The following is a 21527-nucleotide window of genomic DNA, read 5'->3' as shown; positions in this document are numbered from 1 at the left end:
TGACCCGAGCTCAATGGAGCCATCCTCGGGGACCGCCAGACCGTAAACCACACTTAAGTGGTCTCGTTTTCACAACATCACCACCTGGCGAAAACCCGAAATCCGGACAAACGGATAGGAGACAGACACGTGCGAAACGGACGGTTGGCGCACCTTCCGGAGAGCGGTGCACGGTATCCGGACGCAAGAACGAGTCAATCCGGTTGACAAACGCGAACGGGCCCGGCGCGGTCAAAGGCCCATCAGGGCCCGGACCTCGTGCCGGCGGGCCGCGCCGAGGGACTCGTACACCTCGAGGGCCTGCGCCCAGGCCCGGAGGGTTCCCCCCTCGTCGCCCGCCTGCCGCAGGGCGTGGCCGAGGACCAGGAGGGTCTCGGCCCGTCCGATCCGGTGCCCGGCCTCCGTCTGGATGTCGAGAGCCCGGTTCGCCCGGCGGGCGGCCCTCTCGAACCCCCCTCGCGCCAGGTCCAGTTCCGCGAGCAGTGCGCGGACCGCGCCTCGAAGAGGCGGTACCCGCTCGCGGTGGCCAGGGCCCGGGCGGTCTCCGCGTGCTCCCCGGCCTCGCCGTGCCGGCCCAGCCGCAGGCTGCTCTCGGCCAGCCCGGTCAGGGCCCGCAGCTCCGGCGTGCGGGCATCGCACCGGCGGGCCAGCTCGGCCGCCTGCCGGAAGTGCCGCAGGGCGACGTCGTGACTGCCCAGGCTTTGCGAGAGCAGGGCCCGGCCCGTGTGCAGGTACGACTCGGCGCGCAGCTCCCCCGTCGCCAGTTCGAACCCCTGCTCAATGTAGTCCAGAGCGGCAGACCGGTCGCCGGCCGAGCTCGTGCAGGATCGCCCCCGGGTTGCCCAGCGTGATCGCCTCGCCCAGCCGGAAACCGGTCGCGCGGCACAGGTCCGCCCCCCGCAGGCCGTGAGCCAGCGCCTCCTCCAGCCGGCCCCCGTACCAGAGCGCGAGGCTCAGGCTGTTGTGGGTCGCCGCCTGTCCCTCCGCCGAGCCCGTCCTGCGGTACAGCTCGAGCGCCCGGCCGTCGTGGAAGGTGCTCTTCTCGTAGTCGCTCCGGTTCAGGTAGGCACTCGACAGGCTCCGGTGGGCCGTTGCCTGCCCGGCCGGATTCCCGTCCGCCTCCGCGGCGACCAGCCCGGCCGAAGCCACGGCGAGCCAGTCGGCGGCGTAGGCGCGCCGCATCATGTACGGGCGGAGCGCGTCGGCTAGGCTCCAGGCGAACCGCCACGACCCCAGGTCCGTGGCCCGCTGTACGAGGGCCACGGTGTTCGCCCGCTCGGCGTCCAGCCAGGCGATCGCCTCGAGGGTGTCCGCGAAGACGAGGCCCCGGCCGCCGTGCTCCACCGGCAGCCGGATGGCCTCCGGCTGGAACATCCGGGCCGCGGTGTCGACGCTGCCCAGATACCAGTCGTGCAGCCTTCCAGCGCGGCCGCCCGCTCCTGGGGCCCGTCCTCTTCCTCGCCCCGTTCCAGCGCGTACGCGCGCAGCAGGTCGTGGAAGGCGTACCGGTCCGGCGCGTGCTCCTCCAGGAGATGGGTCCGGGTCAGCCGGGCCAGGAGCTGCGAGGCCTCCGGAAGTCCGGCACCGGCGAGCGCTGCCGCCGCCGGCAGGGGGACGTCCGGGCCCGGGACGAGACCGAGCAGCCGGAACATCCTGGCGTCGGCCTGCGGGAGTGTGACGTAGGACATGTCCAGCATCCGCTTGCCCGTGCAGAGCGAGCGGTAGAGGGCGGCCGCCCGGGACTCCTCGGCGGGGATGTGCTGCGCGGGCACGCCGAGCGCCTGGAGGAATCCGCTGAGCGCGTCGAGGGGCCGGAGCGGCTGGCCGGCGGCGTGGCCGCAGAGGTTCACGTACAGCTGTCCGTCCGGGAACCGGTCACGTCTGCGGTGGCCCCAGTGGACGGCCAGGGAGGTCTTCCCCGCCCCGGCCTGCCCGGTGACCAGACCGATCCGCACCGCGCCCGACGCGTCGTCCCCACCGACCGGCAGCAGCGTGTCGAGGCGCCGGAGCGCATCGGTCCGGCCGGTGAACACCGGGGTGGAAGCGGGCAGCTGGGCGGGGAGGGCATGCTGCCGAGAGGGGGCCGCCGTCCCCTCGGCCGCCCCTGCCGACACCGTCCGGCGGGGCCGGGGGTCGAGGAGCCCGGGGTCGTCGGCCAGCACCCGGCGGTGGAGCGCGCGCAGCTCCGGGCCGGGCTCCAGACCGAGTTCACGGACCAGCTGCGCCCGCGCGCGCTGGTACGCGGTGAGTGCCTCGCCCCGCCGTCCGCAGCGGTACAGGGCGAGCATCAGCTGGCCGTACAGCCGCTCGCGCAACGGGTTCCGGGCGATGGCGGACTCGATGTCCACGAGGACGGCCGTATGCCGGCCGAGGCGGAGTTCCGCCTCGATCCTCTGCTCGAAGGCGGCCCTGCGGGAGTCGTCGAGCCGTGGCGCCTCGACCTGGGTCAGCTGCTCCGCACGGCTGCCCGCCAGGGCTTCTCCCCGCCACAGGGCCGGCGCGGCTCCCAGCCGGGCGGAGGCCGCGGCGTCGTCCCCCCGCTCCGCCGCCTCGGAGTGAACTCCGCCAGGATGGTCGAATTCGGTCCCGCATTCATGAGGCGGCTGTCCCGGGTTTTGTCCTGGCCGTCGCGGGCACGAAAAAGCCCGGCCCCGCACGGAGATCCGTGCGGGGCCGGGCTGTGAGCCGTACTGCGCAGGTGTTACTTGCCGGACTTGGCGCGCGACGCGGTGCGCGAGCGCTCCTTCTGGTCCAGGACGACCTTGCGGATGCGGACGGCCTCCGGGGTCACCTCGACGCACTCGTCGTCGCGGCAGAACTCCAGGGACTGCTCCAGGGAGAGCTTGCGGGGCGGGACCACGTTCTCCGTGTTGTCCGCGGAAGCCGCACGCATGTTGGTGAGCTTCTTCTCCTTGGTGATGTTCACGTCCATGTCGTCGGAGCGCGAGTTCTCGCCGACGATCATGCCCTCGTACACCTCGGTGCCGGGGTCGGTGAACAGGACGCCGCGCTCCTGCAGGTTGATCATCGCGAACGGCGTGACCGAACCCGCGCGGTCCGCGACCAGCGAACCGTTGTTACGGGTCACCAGCGGGCCGAACCACGGCTCGTAGCCCTCGTGGATGGAGTGCGCGATGCCGGTACCGCGGGTACCCGTCAGGAACTCCGTACGGAAACCGATGAGACCGCGCGACGGGACCACGAACTCCATGCGGACCCAGCCGGAGCCGTGGTTCGACATGTTGTCCATGCGGCCCTTGCGGACGCCCATGAGCTGCGTGACCGCGCCCATGTGCTCCTCGGGGACGTCGATCGTCATGCGCTCGACCGGCTCGTGCACCTTGCCGTCGATCTCCTGCGTGACCACCTGCGGCTTGCCGATGGTGAGCTCGAAGCCCTCGCGGCGCATCTGCTCGACCAGGATGGCGAGCGCGAGCTCACCGCGGCCCTGGACCTCCCAGGCGTCGGGACGCTCGGTGTCGAGGACGCGGAGCGAGACGTTGCCGACCAGCTCGCGGTCGAGGCGGTCCTTGACCTGGCGGGCGGTGACCTTGCGGTCCTTGACCGCGGACTTGGCGTCCGCGCCCTTGCCCGTGCCACCGCGGCCGACCAGCGGCGAGGTGTTCGTACCGATGGTCATGGAGATCGCCGGCTCGTCCACCGAGATCAGCGGCAGGGCGATCGGGTTCTCCGGGTCGGCCAGGGTCTCGCCGATCATGATGTCGGGGAAACCGGCGACCGCGCAGATGTCACCCGGGCCCGCCACCTCGGCCGGCTTGCGGGTGAGCGCCTCGGTCATCATCAGCTCGGTGATGCGGACGTTCGAGATGGTGCCGTCACGCTTGATCCACGCGACGGTCTGGCCCTTGCGGAGCTCGCCCTGCTCGACGCGGACGAGCGCGATGCGGCCCAGGAAGTTGTCGGCGTCCAGGTTGGTGACGTGGGCCTGGAGCGGGGCCTCCTCGTCGTACACCGGAGCGGGGACGTGCTCCAGGATGGTGGAGAAGAACGGCTCCAGGCTGTCGCTGTCCGCGGGGACGGTGCCGTCCTCGGGCTTGGTCAGCGAGGCGACGCCGTCACGGCCGCAGGCGTAGACGATCGGGAACTCGATCTGGTCCTCGTCCGCGTCCAGGTCGAGGAAGAGGTCGTACGTCTCGTTGACGACCTCGTCGATCCGGGAGTCCGGACGGTCGGTCTTGTTGATGCAGAGGATGACCGGCATCTTCGCCTGCAGGGCCTTGCGCAGGACGAAGCGGGTCTGGGGCAGCGGACCCTCGGAGGCGTCCACCAGCAGAACGACGGCGTCCACCATCGACAGACCGCGCTCGACCTCACCACCGAAGTCGGCGTGGCCGGGGGTGTCGATGATGTTGATCGTGATCGGGGCCCCGCCGTCCTTGGGGTGATACTTCACCGCCGTGTTCTTGGCGAGGATCGTGATGCCCTTCTCACGCTCCAGGTCGTTCGAGTCCATCATGCGGTCGTCGAGGTGCTGGTGGGCGGCGAAGGCACCGGCCTGCTTGAGCATGGCATCGACGATGGTCGTCTTGCCATGGTCGACGTGGGCGACGATGGCGACGTTACGGATGTCGTGGCGCGTGGGCACTTCGGCGCTTCTCCCGGGATCGTGGATGGCGTCGCGTACGGTCCGGCACGCGCGCCTCGACCGGGCGGAAAACCTGCCACGGCCTTACCCCATGGTACGTCGCGTGGCGGGAACCGCTCGCCGGGGGGTCTGTCAAGAGGCCGGACGACTGAGAAGGACCGGGTGTGGGGTGGGGTGTCCCGGCCGTTCGTCCTGCGCGTTTGCTGCGGGTCAACAGGCTTGGTCAATGGGTATGACACGACCTTGCCCGCCGGAGATCCGGCGGGCAAGCGACTTGAGTCACATCTGAGCTTGTGAGCCGAAGCTCAATCTGTCTGGCCCCGTTTTGTCACTTCTTCTTCTCCTGCTTTTCCTTGGCGCCTTGAGCCTTCTTCCAGCCGATGTCCTGGAAACGGGGGGTGCCGAGGCCGAAGGCGCCGGCATTGGCCAGGTTCGGCTTGGCGGCCACCAGCTCGGGGCGCTGGTACAGCGGGATGGAGCCGGCGGCGGCCCAGATCCGGGCGTCTGCCTTGCGGATCAGCTCGCGCGAGGCCTCCTCGTCGAGCTCGCCGAGCGCCTGGTCGAACAGCTGGTCGATGTGGTCGGTGCCGACCCGGGTGTAGTTCTGTTCGACGAGGAGCGAGCCGTCGGCGGCCGGCTCCGGCTTGGCGAAGATGGGGCGGGCGTCGGTGGCCGGGTAGGCCGTCGCGGGCCAGGAGTAGAGCGCCAGGTCGTACTGGCCCGAGGCGACGTGGTCCTTGAAGAAGCTCTCGTCGGCCACCTTGGTCAGCTCGGTGTGCACGCCGACCTTCTGCAGCATCTGGGCGATCCGCTCGCCGACCGTGCGCAGGGCCTCCGAGCCGGGGCCGGACGGGAGGACGAAGCGCAGCGAGAGCGCCTTGCCGTCCTTGGCCAGCATGTTTCCGGAGGTACGGGTCTGCTTGGCCGGGGCCGGCGCCGGGCTGGGGCTGGTCCCGGCCTTGCCGGGATCGGGGGCGGCGCCGTCGCGGGCGGGGCCGCTCTTGGCGTCGGCGGAGTCGGCGGCGTCGGCGGAGCCCGCCGGGTCCGCCGGGTCCGCCGCGTCCGCCGTGTCGGGGGCGTCGGCGCCGAGGGCCTCGGCCTGGGCGAGGAGGGCGGCCCGCTGCTCGTCCGCCAGCCCGGCCGCGGCCAGGACCGGGGAGAGGCGCTCGCCCCGGGCGCCCTGGGCGAGGGGGTCGGAACCCTGGTCGCCCTGCGCGGACGTGTCCGTGTCCGTCCTGATCGCGGACCTGACCGCCGGGAGCCCCCGGTCCAGGCTGTCGCCGTTGCGCTCGTCGGTCTCGCCCACGATGTAGAGGCCGTCGTTGCCGGTGCCCGGACCCGACGGGGTCTTCGAGTCGTCCTCCGCGTTCTCGGAGCCGGCCTTGGCTCCCGCCGGCTCGGTGATCTTGCCGCCGCGGCGCCAGCCCGCGTCCGCGAGGAGGGCCTCGGCCGCGTGGATGTCCTTGCCGCCGAGCGCTTCGCTGTTGTCCGCGTACGCCCGCTGCCCGGCCAGCGCCACGTGGCTGCCGACCGGCTTCGCCGGCAGGCCCAGCGGCTTCAGTACGATCTCGGCCAATTCCTTGCGGTCCAGCGCCCTGGCCACGGCCCGCCGGACCCGCTCGTCGGCCAGCGGGCCGGCGGCCCCGTTCAGGGCGAGCTGGGTGTAGGCCGGCTCCAGGGACTTGCGGACCGTGAAGGTGCGCAGGGCCGCCTGCTCGTCGGCGTACTTCTTCGCCGCCTCAGCGTCCTGCGCGCGGTTCTCCCGCTCCGTCGTCGCCTTGCCCTCGTCGTCGGCGCCGTACGCGACCGCCCACGACAGCGTGGCCTCTGCCGGGGTCACCGAGGCGCCCGGTCCGTGCGCGGCGGCCCCGCCCGAGCCCCGGGTGCGCTCCGCGTCCCGGCGGGCCAGCGCGATCCGGTCGGCGCCCGCGCGGTCGATCTCCGCCAGGTCCACCTTGCCGGCGGCCAGCGCGGCCGGGCGCTGGGTCCGCGGCACGGCGGTCAGGACCAGCGTGTCCAGCTTGGCCGGCCGGCCCCACCAGCGGGCGCTGCGGGTCAGGGCGACGGTGCCGGTCTTCTTGTCGACGGCCCCGAGGTTGAAGGGCCCCGCCGTGACCTTGAGGGTGCCGCGGGCGCCCTCGTTGAAGGCGTCCGGGGTGCCGGTGACCTGCTTGGGGTAGAGCGGGGAGAACAGGGAGCGCCAGTCGGTGTACGGCTTGGCGAAGGTGACCTTGACCTCGAGGTCGGTCTTGCCGCGCTCGATCTTCTCGATCCGGTCGTAGCCGGCGTTGCGGGCCGTCCAGTACGCGGAGTCCTTGCCGTTCAGGGCCCGCCACTGCGCCACGAAGTCGGCGGCGCCGATCTCGCGGCCGTCGCTCCACACCGCCTGCTGGTTCAGCTTGTACAGCACGACCTGCTTGGGCTCGCGCTCGACGACCTCGGCCTTCTCGAGGAAGTCCGGGTTGGCCACCGGCCGGCCCTTGCCGTCCAGCGTGAACAACTGGGGCAGCACCGCCCCGGCGATCCGGTGGGTGGTGGCGTCCGCATCGGCCTGGAAGGTGTTCAGGGTGTCCGGGAGGCTGTCCACCGCCCAGCGCAGCACGCCGCCGTCGGCGACCTTGTCGCGGGCCGTGGCCGCGATGTCCTGGCCGGCGGCCACGGGACCGCCCTCGTCGTCACCAGCGCCGCAGCCCGCGAGCAGCGGCAGTGCGAGGACTCCCGAGGTCAGGAGCGCCAAGGACCTGCGCCTTCTCTGGGACATGGGTGGTACCTCCGGGGCGGGGCGTGAAAGGGGCAGCTTGATCACGTTTGGCGGTATATGGAGCTGATCACACTGGGTGCCGCAACACACTGAAATCCACAGGCCGCCGCACCTCTCGCAGCCGGCCCTCGCCACGCCGCGAACCCCACCCGTGCGGACCAATCCCCTTGCGTCACGGACGGGCGTTCCCTCGGAAGAGGGATCAAAATGGAAGCAGGGAGGGGCGCACGGATTGCGCCTGCGCGCCCGCAATCGCTGCACGTCCCTTCACAACGGGGGACGGGAGGCGCGACACTCGCAGGCGCACATGAGCGTTGCCACCGCAACCAGCGGAAGTGAGGGCAAGTCATGTCCCTGCAAGACGATTTGACCGCCGTACGACGCAACCTGAACGAGCTGGTCCGCTCGGTCGAGCGGCTGGAGCGAGACGTCGAGGACGCAGCCCGGCAGGCCCCGGACACACCGCGGGCCCCACGCCGGGAGGGGATGGTCACCGTTCCGGACACCCCGTACGACAGCTCGCTGTGGAAGGACGTCGACGACGAGGGTCTCGGCGCCCGCGACCGCCGGGCACCCTGACCCTGGCGTACGCGGCCCCGCACCCCGCACGCGCCGGTACCCCCGCACCCCACCAGGCCCAGCCGTCCGCGGCTGGGCCTCGTGGGTCATCCGTCATCACTCCACCCGGAGTCCCCTTTGGCCACAGGCACGGAACCACCCCGGCAGCTGACCGGCGTCCACGACGCCTCCCGGGCCGCGATCGCCGCCCGGCACCTGCGCACCGACCGGTGGTGGCTGGCCCCCGCCGTCACCGCGGCCGGACTGCTCGCCTTCATCGTCTACTCGACGTGGCGGGCCTTCGCCAACGCCGACTACTACGCGGCCCCGTACGTCTCCCCGTTCTATTCCCCGTGTCTCGCGGAGAACTGCCAGGAGATGCGCGACGGCCCCAACCTGGACCTGTTCGGCAGCTGGTGGGGCCTGTCCCCCGCCCTGCTGATCCTGATCTTCCCGCTCGGCTTCCGGCTGACCTGCTACTACTACCGGAAGGCCTACTACCGGGGCTTCTGGGCCTCGCCGCCCGCCTGCGCCGTCGCCGAACCGCACGCGAAGTACACCGGCGAGACCCGCTTCCCGCTGATCCTCCAGAACATCCACCGGTACTTCTTCTACGCGGCGCTGCCGGTCGCGGGCATCCTCACGTACGACACGGTGCTGACCTTCCGCGACGAGCACTACGACTGGGGCCACATGGGCCTCGGGACCCTGCTCTTCGTCGTCAACATCGCGCTGATCTGGGCCTACACGCTCTCCTGCCACTCCTGCCGGCACATCATGGGCGGCCGTCTGAAGCACTTCTCCAAACACCCGGTGCGCTACCGGCTGTGGGGCTGGGTCAGCCGGCTCAACACCCGCCACATGCTGCTCGCCTGGGCCTCGCTGATCAGCGTCGCCCTGTGCGACTTCTACGTGTACCTGCTGGCCAGCGGCGCCTTCAACGATCCGAGGTTCTTCTGACATGGCTCAAGTCGACCGGCAGCAGTGGGACGTGGTCGTGGTCGGTGCGGGCGGCGCCGGGCTGCGGGCCGCGATCGAGGCGCGCGAGCGGGGCAAGCGTACGGCCGTGATCTGCAAGTCCCTGTTCGGCAAGGCCCATACGGTGATGGCGGAGGGCGGGATCGCCGCCTCCATGGGCAACGTCAACGAGGGCGACAACTGGCAGGTGCACTTCCGCGACACCATGCGCGGGGGCAAGTTCCTGAACCAGTGGCGGATGGCGGAACTCCACGCGAAGGAGGCCCCCGACCGGGTCTGGGAGCTGGAGACCTGGGGCGCGCTCTTCGACCGCACCCCGGACGGGAAGATCTCCCAGCGCAACTTCGGCGGGCACGAGTACCCGCGCCTCGCGCACGTGGGCGACCGGACCGGTCTGGAGCTGATCCGAACCCTCCAGCAGAAGATCGTCCAGCTCCAGCAGGAGGACTTCAAGGAGTTCGGGGACTACGAAGCCCGGCTCAAGGTCTTCCAGGAGTGCACGGTCACCAGGGTGTTGAAGGAAGGCGAGCGAAGCGGGACGGGGGGCCCTCCCGGCCGAAAGCCCGGGGGGAGGGTCTCGGGGGCCTTCTGCTACGAGCGCGAGTCCGGCCGGTTCTTCGTCCTGGAGGCCCCGGCGGTGGTCCTGGCCACGGGCGGGATCGGCAAGTCCTTCAAGACGACGTCCAACTCCTGGGAGTACACCGGCGACGGTCACGCGCTGGCGCTGCTCGCGGGCGCGCCCCTGCTGAACATGGAGTTCGTGCAGTTCCACCCGACCGGCATGGTCTGGCCGCCCTCGGTCAAGGGCATCCTCGTCACCGAGTCGGTGCGCGGCGACGGCGGGGTGCTGCGCAACAGCGAGGGCAAGCGGTTCATGTTCGACTACGTCCCGGACGTCTTCAAGGAGAAGTACGCGGAGTCCGAGGAGGAGGGCGACCGCTGGTACGAGGATCCGGACCACAACCGGCGTCCCCCCGAGCTGCTCCCCCGCGACGAGGTGGCCCGGGCCATCAATTCCGAGGTCAAGGCGGGCCGCGGCTCCCCGCACGGCGGGGTCTTCCTCGACGTGTCCACCCGGATGCCGGCCGAGAAGATCAAGCGGCGGCTGCCCTCCATGTACCACCAGTTCAAGGAGCTGGCGGACGTGGACATCACCGCCGAGCCGATGGAGGTCGGCCCGACCTGCCACTACGTGATGGGCGGGATCGCGGTCGACTCCGACACCGCGGCCACCGTCGGGGTCCCGGGCCTGTTCGCGGCGGGCGAGGTCGCGGGCGGCATGCACGGCTCGAACCGGCTCGGCGGGAACTCCCTGTCCGACCTGCTGGTGTTCGGCCGGCGGGCCGGGCTGCACGCGGCCGAGTACGCCACGGGCCTCGCCGAAGCGCGGCCCGCGGTCTCCCAGGCGGAGATCGACGCGGCCGCCGCGGAGGCGCTGGCCCCGTTCCACGCCGCCGAGGGCGCGGAGAACCCGTACACGCTCCACCAGGAACTCCAGACGACCATGAACGACCTGGTCGGGATCATCCGCCGCGAGGGCGAGATGGCCGAGGCCCTGCAGAGGCTGGCGGGCCTGCGCGTACGGGCGGCCCGGGCCGGGGTCGAGGGACACCGGCAGTTCAACCCGGGCTGGCACCTCGCCCTGGACCTGCGGAACATGCTGCTGGTCAGCGAGTGCGTGGCCCGCGCGGCCCTGGAACGCACCGAGAGCCGCGGCGGGCACACCCGGGAGGACTGCCCGTCGATGGAGCGCGACTGGCGCCCGGTGAACCTGTTGTGCCGTCCGGTCGACCCGGCGCCCGAGGACCCGGCCGCCGACCGGATCTCCCTCGTCCGGACCCGGACCGAACCCATCCGCCCCGACCTGCTCGCGCTCTTCGAGAAGGAAGAGCTGGTCAAGTACCTCGCCGAAGAGGAGCTGTACGAATGAGTACGTACGACGCGAGCTTCCGGATCTGGCGGGGCGACGCGGAAGGCGGGGAGCTGCGGGACTTCACCGTCGAGGTGCACGACGGCGAGGTCGTCCTGGACATCGTCCACCGGCTGCAGGCCACCCAGGCCTCGGACCTGGCGGTGCGCTGGAACTGCAAGGCGGGCAAATGCGGCTCGTGCAGTGCGGAGATCAACGGCCGGCCCCGGCTGATGTGCATGACGCGCATGTCGACCTTCGACCGGGCCGAGACGATCACGGTCACGCCGTTGCGCGCGTTCCCGGTCGTCCGGGACCTGGTCACGGACGTGTCCTTCAACTACGAGAAGGCGCGCGAGGTCCCGGCCTTCGTCCCGCCGCAGGGGGTGGCTCCGGGGGCGTACCGGATGCAGCAGGTGGACGTGGACCGCTCGCAGGAGTTCCGGAAGTGCATCGAGTGCTTCCTGTGCCAGGACACCTGCCACGTGGTGCGCGACCACGAGGAGAACAAACCCGCCTTCGCCGGTCCCCGTTTCCTGATGCGGGTCGCCGAGCTGGACATGCACCCGCTGGACGCGGCGGCGGAGGCGGGCCTGGACCGCAAGCGCACGGCCCAGGAGGAGCACGGGCTCGGCTACTGCAACATCACCAAGTGCTGTACGGAGGTCTGCCCCGAGGGCATCAAGATCACCGACAATGCGCTGATCCCGCTGAAGGAGCGGGCGGTGGACCGCAAGTACGACCCGCTGGTGTGGCTGGGCAACAAGATCCGCAGGCGTGCTGACCTGTAGCGCCCCCGGCCGTTCATTGCGCAGGACAATGCCCCCTGGGAGAACGACGCATGACGTGATGTCAGGGGGCTTTGCGCTGCGGGTGGGGATCGGCTGGCCGGCCGGTACCGGCCGGCCAGCGGCTGGGCCGGGGCGGCATGGGCCGGATGTTCGGCACGCCCGCGTACACGGCGCCGGAGCAGTGGCGGGGCGAGCGGGTGGGCGCCCGCCCTCGCACTGCCCTGACCGGCCGGGTGCACGTCCTCCCGGCCCGGCGCTCCAGGAGCGCCCGAGAGGGGGCCCCGGCCACCAGCCCGGCCCGGGGCCGGCGGGGCAGCCGGGCGCTGCGTCCCGCGAGCCTCCCTGCCTGCCCAGACCGGCTGGGTGCTCCGGTCGCGGGGGCCGGAGTGTGGTCATAGCCTCCGGAATGTGACTCCGCCGAAGCGACGACCCACCGCCGCCGGGATCTCCGTACGGGCCGGGCTCGTCCTGGCCGCCGCGCTGCTGGGGCTCGGCGGCTGGGGGGTGACCGGGGCGCCGGCCGCTCGGGCCGACGATCCCGTCAGCCTGTCCCGGCAGGGGCAGATCACCGACCGCGTGGGCGCCCTCGGCGACCGGAAGGCCGCCGTCACCGCCGCGCTGGACAAGCTGTACGCGGACCACCGGATCCAGCTCTTCGTGACGTACGTGCACGATTTCTCCGAACGCTCCGCCCAGAGCTGGGCGGACGCCACCGCGCAGAAGAACGGCCTCGGCCAGGACGACCTGCTGCTGGCCGTGGCGACCGGGGCGCGCCAGTACGCCTATTCGGCCGATGTCGACTCCGGGTTCACCGAGGCGCAGCTCGCGGATGTCGCCCGTACGGCCATCGAGCCCGCGCTGAAGCAGAACGACTGGGCGGGCGCCGCGATCGGCGCCGCCGACGGGTACGGCGCCGTGCTCGGCGGGAAGCCCGTACCCGTGCCCACGATCACCCCCGGCGTGGCGAATCCCGGCGGCGGTGCGGGCGGCGAGACCGGGGCCGGCGACTTCGTGCTCCCGGTGGTCGTCGTCGGCGCGGCCGGCGCCCTCGGTGCGTACGCGTACAGCCGCCGCAAGCGCAAGGGCGGCGCCGGCCGCAGCGGTACGACGGGCTGGGGCGCGCAGCCCGCGACCACGACCGCCCTCCCGCTGCCCGAGCTGGACGCCAAGGCCAAGGCGCTGCTGGTGGAGACCGACGACGCGATCCGTACCAGCACCGAGGAGCTCGGCTTCGCCTCCGCGCAGTTCGGGGACGCGGCGGTCGGCACGTTCACCGAGGCCGTGGCCCTCGCGCAGAGCGAGCTGACGGCCGCGTTCCGGCTGCGCCAGCAGCTCGACGACGCCTCCCCCGAGGACGACCCCACCCGGCGGCGGATGCTGGACGAGATCGTGGCCCGCTGCACGGAGGCGAACCGGCGGCTCGACGCGGAGTCGGCGGACTTCGACCGGCTGCGGGACCTGGAGAAGAACGCCCCCCAGGCCGTGGCGACGGTGGAGGCGCACGTGCGGGCGCTGACGGGCCGTACGACGACGGCCGTGGCCACCCTGACCGCGCTCGCCGGGCGCTACGCGGACTCGGCGTCCGCGCCGGTGGCCTCCAACGCCGGACAGGCCGAGGACCGGCTGCTGTTCGCGACGACCAGCCTCGGCGAGGCCCGGGCGGCGCTCGAGAGCGGCGACAACGGGAAGGCCGCCGTCCACGTACGGGCCGCCGAGGGCGCGGTGGACCAGACGGCGACGCTGGTCGACGCGGTGGAGCGGCGGGCGCAGGAGCTGGCGGAGGCGGCCGGGAAGCTGCCCGGCGCGCTCACGGAGACGGAGACCGACCTCGCCGATGCCCGCGGCCTGCTGACCGGCACCGCCGAGGGGGCCTCCACGGCGGACCTGCGCGGCCGGATCGGCCGGGCGGAGGCGGTCCTGGCCGACGTACGGCGGGCGCAGGACGCCGGCCGGTACGACCCGATCGACGCGCTGCGCCGGGTCGAGGAGGCCGATGCCGTCCTCGACGAGGCGCTGGCCGGGGCCCGGGAGCGCGAGGCGGGCAGCCGGCGGGCCGCGGCCCTGCTGGACCAGGCGGTGCTCTCGGCGCGCAGCGCGATCGGCGCGGCGGCGGACTACATCACCACGAGCCGGGGCGCGGTCGGCAGCCAGGCCCGTACCCGGCTGGCGGAGGCGCAGCGGCGCATGGAGCGGTCGGCGGCCCTGGCGGGCTCGGACCCGGCGGCGGCGCTGGCGGAGGCCCAGCAGGCGGACGGGCTGGCGCGACAGGCGCAGCAGCTGGCCGAGCAGGACGTACGGGCGTACCAGGACCCGTACGGCGGCGGGCAGCGCCAGCAGGGGGGCGGCATGGGCGGCGCGGTCCTCGGCGGGATCATCCTGGGCGAGATCCTGCGCGGCGGCCGCGGGGGCGGGGGCTTCGGCGGCGGGTTCGGGGGCTTCGGGGGCGGGGGCCCGGGCCCCGGCTCGTTCGGCGGCGGCGGGACCCGCGGCCGCATGGGCGGCGGCCGCTTCTGACCCACTCTCCCTCACTCCGTGAAAGGTCACCGATGAGCAAGCAGACCGTCCTCGGCCGCGTCACCCAGCTCGCGAAGGCGAACATCAACGCGCTGCTGGACCAGGCGGAGGACCCGCAGAGGATGCTGGACCAGCTGATCCGCGACTACACGGACAACATCTCGGAGGCGGAGCAGGCGGTCGCCACGACGATCGGCAATCTGCGGCTGCTGGAGGCGGACCACAAGGAGGACGTGGAGGCGGCCTCGGAATGGGGCGGCAAGGCGTTCGCCGCGAGCCGGAGGGCGGACGAACTGCGGGCGTCGGGTTCGGCGGCGGATGCGGACCGGTTCGACAACCTGGCGAAGGTGGCCCTCGGCCGCCAGCTCCGGTCGGAGAAGGAGGCGAGGACGGCGGAGCCGGCGATCGCCGCGCAGACGGAGGTCGTGGAGAAGCTCAAGTCCGGGCTGGACGCGATGAAGAACAAGCTGACCGAGCTGACGGCCAAGCGGGACGAGCTGGTGGCCCGGGCCAGGACCGCGCAGGCGCAGAACACCATGCTGGACGCGGTGAAGAGCATCGACGTCATGGACCCGACGAGCGACATCGCCCGCTTCGAGGACAAGGTCCGCCGGGAGGAGGCCAGGGCCTTGGGCCGGCAGGAACTGGCGGCGTCCTCCCTGGACGCCCAGTTCGAGGCCCTTGACGACCTCGACAAGGCATCGGAGATCGAGGCCCGCCTGGCGGCGTTGAAGTCCCGGGCCGCCTAACGGGTTCCGCTGCGCGGGCTTTCTCAACCGCCCCGCCCTTTCACCGTTTCTCCCCCAGCCACCGCTGGGAGGTGCCCCACGGGCAGAGCCCCGGTTTCGGGGAGGGGCGGGGCGGGGAGCGGCTCCGCGCTGCGGGACCCGTTCGCCGGGGTTCAGCCGTACATGCTCAGCAGCTGCTCCGCCGAGAGTTCCGAGACGGCCTCGGCCGCCGCGCCCGGGAGCGGGAGCTCGAACCAGACCGTCTTCCCCCGGTGGGTGCGGCGCGTGCCCCAGCCCGCCGACAGCATGCCGACCAGCTGCAGCCCCCGCCCGCCCTCGTCCGTGTCGCGCGCCCGCCGCCGCCGCGGCTGGACCAGGTTGCCGTCCCAGACCTCGCACACCAGCGTCCGGTCCAGCAGCAGCCGCAGCCGGATCTCGCCCTCCCCGTACCGCAGGGCGTTCGTCACGAGCTCGCTCACCAGCAGCTCGGTGGTGTCCAGCAGCCCCTCCAGACCCCATGCCGGCAGCTTTCCCCGCGCCAGCTCCCGCGCCCGGCCCACCGACCGCGCCTCGCGCGGCAGCTGCCAGTCCCCCACCGCTTCCACCGGCAGCCCCTGCACCCGCGCCATCAGCAGCGCGATGTCGTCCTCACCGTGCCGCGTGTCCAGCGTGTTCAGCACGTGGTCGCACACGTCCTCCAGCGGCCGCACCGGGTCGGACAGTGCGTCGCGCAGCCCCCGCAGCCCTTCTTCGAGCGGGTGGTCCCGCGATTCCACCAGCCCGTCCGTGTACAGCGCGAGCAGGGCCCCCTCCGGGAGGTCCACCTCGACCTCCTCGAACGGCTCTCCGCCCACTCCCAGCGGCATCCCGGGCGGTACCTCCAGCAGCAGTGCGGGCCGCGGCGGGGCGCCCGGCTCCGCCGGTTCCACCAGTACGGGCGGCATGTGGCCGGCGTTGGCGATGGTGCAGCGCCGGGTCACCGGGTCGTAGACGGCGTACACGCAGGTCGCGAGGTACACCTCGGAGCGGTCCGCGTCCCGCGAGTGCAGGGCCGCCCGGGAGGCCTGCTGGGAGCCGCCGGGCGCGCCGAGCCCGCGGGCGATCTCGTCCAGCGCCGTCAGCACCTCCGCCGGTTCCAGGTCCAGCAGCGCCAGGGTCCGTACGGCGGTGCGCAGTTCGCCCATCGCGACGGCCGCCCGCAGCCCGCGGCCCATGACGTCGCCGACGACCAGCGCCGTGCGGTGCCCGGGCAGCTCGATGACGTCGAACCAGTCCCCGCCGACCTCGGTGGCCGCGTTCCCCGGCAGGTACCGGCAGGCGATGTCCAGGCCGGCCGCCTCGGGGTCCCCGGGCGGCAGCAGGCTGCGCTGCAGTATCAGGGCCCGCTCGTGCTCGCGCCGGTAGAGGCGGGCGTTGTCGATGCAGACGGCGGCGCGGGCGGCGAGCTCCACGGCCACCGCCCGGTCCCGTTCCCCGAAGGGCTCGCTGCCCTTCGTACGGGAGAACTGGGCGAGCCCGACGACGGTGTCGTGCGCGACCATCGGTACGACGAGCGTGGACTGCACGAGGTCGTCCGCTCCGCCGCCCTCGATCAGCCGCGGCCGCGCGGTGCGCAGGGCGAGGGCGCCCGGCGAGGCCGCCGGGTAGCGGTGGATCTCCCCTACGGAGACCAGCGCGCCCGGGCCGGACAGCGGGGCGTCCGACACGGCCGAGGCGAAGGCGACGCGCCGCAGGGGCGCGGAGGGCGCCCGGCCGGGGCCCAGCCCGGGCGGCAGTGAGGGCACGCCGGGACCCTGCGGGCGGGCCGGCCGGTCGTCGTCGCCGAGCAGCAGCCCCTGGTAGAGGTCGACGGCGGCGAGGTCGCAGAAGCCCGGGACGGTCACGTCCAGGAGTTCGCGGGCGGTGGTCTCGAGGTCGAGGGAGTTCCCGATGCGGTGCCCGGCCTCGTTGAGCAGGGCGAGGTTGCGCCGGACCCCGGCGGCCTCGCGGGCGGCGAGGTGGCGGCGGGTGACGTCGGTGCCGAGCCCCGCGACGCCGATGGGGCGGCCGGTGCCGCCGTGGACGCGGTAGAGGTTGATGGACCAGTGGCGGTGCTCCCGGCTGCCGGGGGCGGCGCCGGTGATCCGGAGGTCGGTGACGGAGTCGCCGGTCTCCAGGACCCGCCGCAGGGCCTCGGCCATCCGGTCGGCCTCCTGGGGCGGGAGGTAGTCGTGGACGGTGCGGCCGCGGTGTTCCTCGACGGCGCCGCCGAAGACGGTCGCGAAACGGCGGTTGGCGCGCTGCACGGTGAGGTCCGTGCCGAAGAGCAGGAAGCCGAAAGGAGATTGGCCGAATATGGCCTGCGAGGCGGCGAGGTCGGATTCGATCCGGCGCAGCGCACGTACGTCGACCACGACGCACAGCGCGGCCCGCTCTGCGGTCTCGGTCTGGGTGGGCATCACATAGATCTCGGCCACGCCGTGCGCGCCGTTCCCGCCGGGGATCCGGAAGGGGACGAGGCCGGTCCATTCCTTGCCGTCGAGGATCTCGGCCACCCTGCGGTGCCCGCCGGCGCGCAGCTCCGGCGGCATGAAGGCGTCCACCGGGTCCCGGCCCACGGCCTGTGCGGCGGTCAGCCCGAACAGCTCCTCGGCGCGCAGGCTCCACTGGTCGATGAGCCCGTCGGGTCCGATGGAGAAGGACGCGACCTTTATGTAGTCATATATCGAGCCAGGCGGGCTGCTGTGCCACAGGGAGTCGTGCCATGTCTCCCCGGGCACACGGGCCTGATGTGCCTGCGCAGGTATCTCGCTCACGCGACCGTCCCCTCCAGCTCACCGCAACCGGACCGGCCATGACCGAAGTATTCAGCACCACGGCCCCGCACGGCACGGCGTTCACGATCACAAAAAGGTCCCGACTATTTCGAGCCATGTCCTGTGATCGTCGGCCATCCTTCACCTTGTTACTCACCAGGAAGTGCCAACTCGAACCACACGGTCTTGCCCGATTTCCCGTGCCGCGTCCCCCAGCGCTGCGCGGAGGCGGCCACCAGGTGAAGACCCCGGCCCCCCTCGTCGTCCGGCTTCGCGACCCGTTCACGGGGCGGATCCGGAAGCGGATCGGAAACCTCCACCAGCAGGGCGGCGCCCCCCGTCACACTTCCACTGGCCGGATTGCGCCGCACCAGCCGGACGCCGATGGGACCGGAGGCGTACCTCAGTGAATTGGTGACCAGCTCGCTGACCAGCAGGACGGTGACGTCGCCGACGGAGTCCAGGCCCCAGGATCCGAGCGTGCCGCGCACGGCGTGCCGGGCGGTGCGTACGACTCCGGGTTCGGCGGGGAAGGCCCACTCGGCGCATTCACCGTCTGTGTCGATCACGCCGATCACTTCCCGGGCCGGCATCGACCCCAGTCCGATTCATCAGGGACAGAGCCACGAGGGGCAGTACACGATAGGGACTAATAGCGACATACCCGATATTCGGGGCGTCGTACCACCCGATCCTTCACGCACCGGCGCACTGTGGCGCAGACGGCCCAGCGCCCGCGCGTCACGCACCCCCGTGCGACCTGGCGTGCTGCTCGTCGCGCTCGGCGCGCAGACGGCGTCCGGCCTCGGCGACCGCCGGCCGGTCCTGCTCGAGCCAGTCCACCGAGTCGAGCTCCTCGGGTCCGAGCCAGCGCAGCTCGTCGTGGTCCTCCAGCGGTGCGGGTTCGCCGGACAGCAGCCGTGCGGTCCACACGTGCAGGACGAGCCCGGGCCTGAGCGGCCACTCCCCCGGGATCCGCTCCAGCGGCTCGGCCTCCACGCCGAGCTCCTCGCGCAGTTCGCGTACGAGCGCCTCGGGCACGGACTCGCCCTGCTCGGCCTTCCCGCCCGGCAGCTCCCAGCGTCCGGCCAGCTCCGGGGGTGCGCTGCGGCGGGCGGCCAGCAGGCGGCCCTCATGACAAAGGGCTCCGCCCACGACCACTCGTACCGTCATGGGGCGGAGCCTATGTCAACACAGGGACGCTCAGTTCGTCGTGGCGGTCTGACCGATCCGCTCGACCCAGTACAGCTGCTTGTGGCCCCCGTCTTCGAGGCTGTCGACGACCGTCTGGGCCTCGGCCCGGGTGGAGTACCGGCCCACCCGGTAGCGGTTGCCGTTGTCGTCCTGACGTATGACCAGCCATGGGAGCAGGGCACCGCTGTCGTTCATCGCGTTTCACCCTCCGCCGATGTACCTGCCCAGGAAACCGCATTGCGCATATGCCCGAGCTTACGCCCGACCTTTACGGAGCGGATACGGTTTTTCACGAAGAGGTACCTCGCAGGCGTACGCATCCGGCCACGCGTACGAGCGGGCCGTGTGCGCCGGTTCAGAACCGGCGCACCACAGGACACTCCACGCGCTCAACGGGCGCGGAACGAGGGCGAGTCCTGCCGCGACGAAGGCGGCGAAGCACAGCAGGCCGCGGCCCGGACGCCGGACGGCCCGGAGAAGGGCGAGGACCGGGGCGACGGGAGCGATCACCATCGCGCCGAAATCCGCCGGGTGACACCCCGTCACCCGTGGGCGGTTCCCCGGGGCCGTGGCCCCCGGGGAGCGCCGCTCACCGGACCGGCAGGTGGTACGACAGGCGGTAGCGGTCCGCCGGGACCACCACGTCGGCCGTCTCGACCGCCAGTCCGGACGCGAAGTACGTACGGCCGATCACCAGGACCACATGGCCCGGCACCCCGCCCAGCAGCATGATCTCCTCGGCCAGGCCGGGCCGCGCCCCGACCTCCTCCACCACGTTGTCCACGACGACGTCGATCGCGGCCATCCGGTCGACGACCCCCATGCCCCCGAGCGGCCCCTCCTCCGGCAGCATCACCGGTGTCCGGCCCGTGACCGCGAGCGGCTCCCAGGAGGTCGACAGCATCATCGCCTCCCCCGCGTCGCGGAACACGTACCGCGTCCGCATCACCCGCCCGCCCGGCTCGATGCCGAGCCGCTCGGCGATCTCCGCCGGCGCCGCCGCCTGCTCGCTGCTGGACTCCCAGGTGCCCCGGGCGCCGGCTTCCGCCTGCTCCTGCCGGAACGGCGTCGACGTCCCGCCCGTGCGGTATCCAGAGCGGGCGACCCGCCTCGGCACGGGCTGCTCCCGTACGTACGTACCCGACCCGGACCGGCCCTCGACCAGCCCCTCCGCCATGAGGACCTTGCGCGCCTCCAGCGCCACGGTGTCGGAGACCCCGTACTCCTCGCGGATCCGGGCCTGCGAGGGGAGCCGCGCGTGCGGGGGCAGGGACCCATCGACGATCTTCCGTCGCAGATCCCCGGCGACGCGCAGATAGGCCGGCTGCTCACCGAAAGTCACTGGCCACTCCCATCAGGTTGACAGACAGCTACACCCTGGCAACCGACGGTTGTAGACCGCAAGCAAGGGCCAGAGTTTCACCCGAAGTGATGAAGCCAGGTCACTGAAACCCGTTACCGCGCGTTACCACACGCTACCCTCGACAGCTCCTCACACTGCGGCCGAAGGGGGCCCGTCCGAGTCGCCGTCCACTTCACCCTCCGAGTCGCCCGGCCGCCGCACGAGCCAGTCCGGCACCCGGGTCGACAGCCCGTACGCCCCGCGGAGCGCCTTCTCCGTGTCCACGGACAGCGCACCCGAGGCCGCGTCCCACGCGTCCTGGAACTCCGCCGGCTTCGTCGCCTTCGCCGCCCGCTGCCACGCGGCCCGCGCCGCCTCCACCTCCTTGAGCTGCGCCCGCACCGGCCCGGCCAGCTCGGGCCGGGCCTTCACCCCGTCCAGCAGCCCCGCCTCCGCGGCCAGCGCCCGGTCGACCGCGCGGGCCCACTCCCGGTACTGCGGCAGCGCCTCGTCGATCTCCTCCTCCGGCCCGCCCCCCAGCGCCAGGTCGGCCTCGTTCATCACGTGCAGGAAGGCCACCTGCTCCGGCTTCAGCGTCCCGGCGTCCTTGCGCAGGCTGCCGCGGTGCTCCCGCTCCGCCGTGCCGATGACGCAGAGCAGCCGCCGGTCGCCGCCGCTCCACCCTTCGCGCGAGGGCGCGAAGTAGAACATCTCCGCGTACGGGGGCAGCGCCCACGTGTCCATCGCGTACGCGTCCTGCGCCTTCCAGCACGCGTCCGTCGCGGTCTTCTTCAGCTCGGGCCCGCCCGGGAACACCTCGTCGTCGAACCGGGTCGAGGAGGTGACCTCGCCCTCGTGCACCTCGGTGCAGGCGATCCGGTAGATCAGCGGGCTCTCGTCGAGCAGGTCGCCGCCGGGGACGTTGAAGCAGTCGCCCGCGCGCATGTCGTCCACGGCGGTCAACTCGCCCTCGACGCCCTCGAATCGCTCGAGCGTGTCCAGCCGGTCGAACAGCCGCTCCGCCACCCGGTCCGCCGCGAAGACGACGGCGGCGGTCATCACGAGCGACACCACCAGACCCGTGATCGCGAGCGCTCTGCCCCGCTCCCCCTTCCGCGCGATCTGGACGAGCGCCACGATCCCGAAGACGACCCCGAGCGGCGGCACGCACAACAGCCCGACCAGCAGCGACGCGAGCGCGAAACCGTTGAGGGCGGGCTCCCGGTACGCCGGCTGCGGGGGCGGAGCGGGCCAGTAGGGCGGGGGCGGGGTGCTCACGGGGCGTGGGGCTCCATCAGGGGGGCGCGAACGAATGCGCGAAATAGTACGCAGCGGGGGCGACCGCCGTGAC

16 protein-coding genes are annotated in these 21527 nt (G+C 72.4%); 6 read left to right on the top strand and 10 right to left on the bottom strand.

Translation table 11 applies throughout. The annotated features are described in order from the left end of the window. Positions 1-777: 777 nt before the first annotated feature. The 4 genes from IF09_RS46700 to IF09_RS0101300 form a co-directional block, all read right to left on the bottom strand. Positions 778-1263: a hypothetical protein gene (locus IF09_RS46700; protein ID WP_234320848.1), complete on the bottom strand. Its 486-nt coding sequence runs from the start codon at positions 1261-1263 to the stop codon at positions 778-780. Continuing rightward, complete coding sequence (locus tag IF09_RS46695; protein WP_234320847.1) at positions 1206-2657, bottom strand: AfsR/SARP family transcriptional regulator; 1452 nt, start codon at positions 2655-2657, stop codon at positions 1206-1208. The genes IF09_RS46700 and IF09_RS46695 overlap by 58 nt, the downstream gene beginning before the upstream one ends. A gap of 44 nt (positions 2658-2701) precedes the next feature. Beyond that, entirely contained in the window at positions 2702-4606 is a 1905-nt protein-coding gene (gene typA, locus IF09_RS0101305; RefSeq protein ID WP_030291075.1) for a translational GTPase TypA, read from the bottom strand. Positions 4607-4934: 328 nt separating this feature from the next. After that, positions 4935-7367 (bottom strand): ABC transporter family substrate-binding protein, encoded by a 2433-nt coding sequence (locus IF09_RS0101300; RefSeq protein WP_030291074.1) that lies wholly within the window; start codon positions 7365-7367, stop codon positions 4935-4937. A 348-nt stretch (positions 7368-7715) separates the two neighbouring features. Here IF09_RS0101300 and IF09_RS0101295 point away from each other — a divergent pair, with 348 nt between their 5' ends. The 6 genes from IF09_RS0101295 to IF09_RS0101270 all read left to right on the top strand — a co-directional run bounded on the left by IF09_RS0101295 (position 7716) and on the right by IF09_RS0101270 (position 14866). Next, positions 7716-7946, top strand: coding sequence for a hypothetical protein (locus IF09_RS0101295; protein WP_030291073.1), 231 nt, complete (start codon positions 7716-7718; stop codon positions 7944-7946). A gap of 117 nt (positions 7947-8063) precedes the next feature. Beyond that, on the top strand, positions 8064-8885 hold the full coding sequence (locus IF09_RS0101290; RefSeq protein WP_030291070.1) for a hypothetical protein: 822 nt from the start codon (positions 8064-8066) through the stop codon (positions 8883-8885). A 1-nt stretch (position 8886) separates the two neighbouring features. Next, entirely contained in the window at positions 8887-10833 is a 1947-nt protein-coding gene (locus IF09_RS0101285) for a fumarate reductase/succinate dehydrogenase flavoprotein subunit (protein WP_030291068.1), read from the top strand. Beyond that, complete coding sequence (locus tag IF09_RS0101280; RefSeq protein ID WP_030291067.1) at positions 10830-11603, top strand: succinate dehydrogenase/fumarate reductase iron-sulfur subunit; 774 nt, start codon at positions 10830-10832, stop codon at positions 11601-11603. The genes IF09_RS0101285 and IF09_RS0101280 overlap by 4 nt, the downstream gene beginning before the upstream one ends. A 408-nt stretch (positions 11604-12011) precedes the next feature. Beyond that, a complete protein-coding gene (locus IF09_RS0101275) occupies positions 12012-14117 on the top strand; it encodes a TPM domain-containing protein (RefSeq protein WP_078612989.1) in 2106 nt (701 codons plus the stop codon). A 32-nt stretch (positions 14118-14149) separates the two neighbouring features. Next, positions 14150-14866, top strand: coding sequence for a PspA/IM30 family protein (locus IF09_RS0101270; RefSeq protein ID WP_030291063.1), 717 nt, complete (start codon positions 14150-14152; stop codon positions 14864-14866). 152 nt (positions 14867-15018) lie between these two features. Here the strand turns inward: IF09_RS0101270 and IF09_RS0101265 are convergent, their stop codons facing one another. The 6 genes from IF09_RS0101265 to IF09_RS0101240 form a co-directional block, all read right to left on the bottom strand. Next, positions 15019-17640 carry a SpoIIE family protein phosphatase gene (locus IF09_RS0101265; RefSeq protein ID WP_030291062.1) on the bottom strand — a complete coding sequence of 874 codons (2622 nt, stop codon included), beginning with the start codon at positions 17638-17640 and terminating at the stop codon, positions 15019-15021. Between the two features lie 149 nt (positions 17641-17789). Continuing rightward, positions 17790-18218, bottom strand: a complete 429-nt coding sequence (locus IF09_RS0101260) for an ATP-binding protein (protein WP_030291061.1) — start codon at positions 18216-18218, stop codon at positions 17790-17792. Between the two features lie 163 nt (positions 18219-18381). Further along, positions 18382-18813 (bottom strand): (deoxy)nucleoside triphosphate pyrophosphohydrolase, encoded by a 432-nt coding sequence (locus tag IF09_RS0101255; protein ID WP_051831990.1) that lies wholly within the window; start codon positions 18811-18813, stop codon positions 18382-18384. Between the two features lie 30 nt (positions 18814-18843). Next, on the bottom strand, positions 18844-19029 hold the full coding sequence (locus tag IF09_RS0101250) for a hypothetical protein (protein WP_030291059.1): 186 nt from the start codon (positions 19027-19029) through the stop codon (positions 18844-18846). A gap of 394 nt (positions 19030-19423) precedes the next feature. Continuing rightward, on the bottom strand, positions 19424-20176 hold the full coding sequence (locus IF09_RS0101245; protein ID WP_030291058.1) for a GntR family transcriptional regulator: 753 nt from the start codon (positions 20174-20176) through the stop codon (positions 19424-19426). A gap of 150 nt (positions 20177-20326) precedes the next feature. Beyond that, positions 20327-21454: a DUF4190 domain-containing protein gene (locus tag IF09_RS0101240; protein ID WP_030291056.1), complete on the bottom strand. Its 1128-nt coding sequence runs from the start codon at positions 21452-21454 to the stop codon at positions 20327-20329. Positions 21455-21527 lie beyond the last annotated feature (73 nt).

This window comes from Streptomyces katrae (genome assembly GCF_000717655.1).
Lineage (GTDB): Bacteria > Actinomycetota > Actinomycetes > Streptomycetales > Streptomycetaceae > Streptomyces > Streptomyces katrae_B.
The sequence above is the reverse complement of the archived record's forward strand: the minus strand, read 5'-3'. Positions and strand labels throughout refer to the sequence as shown.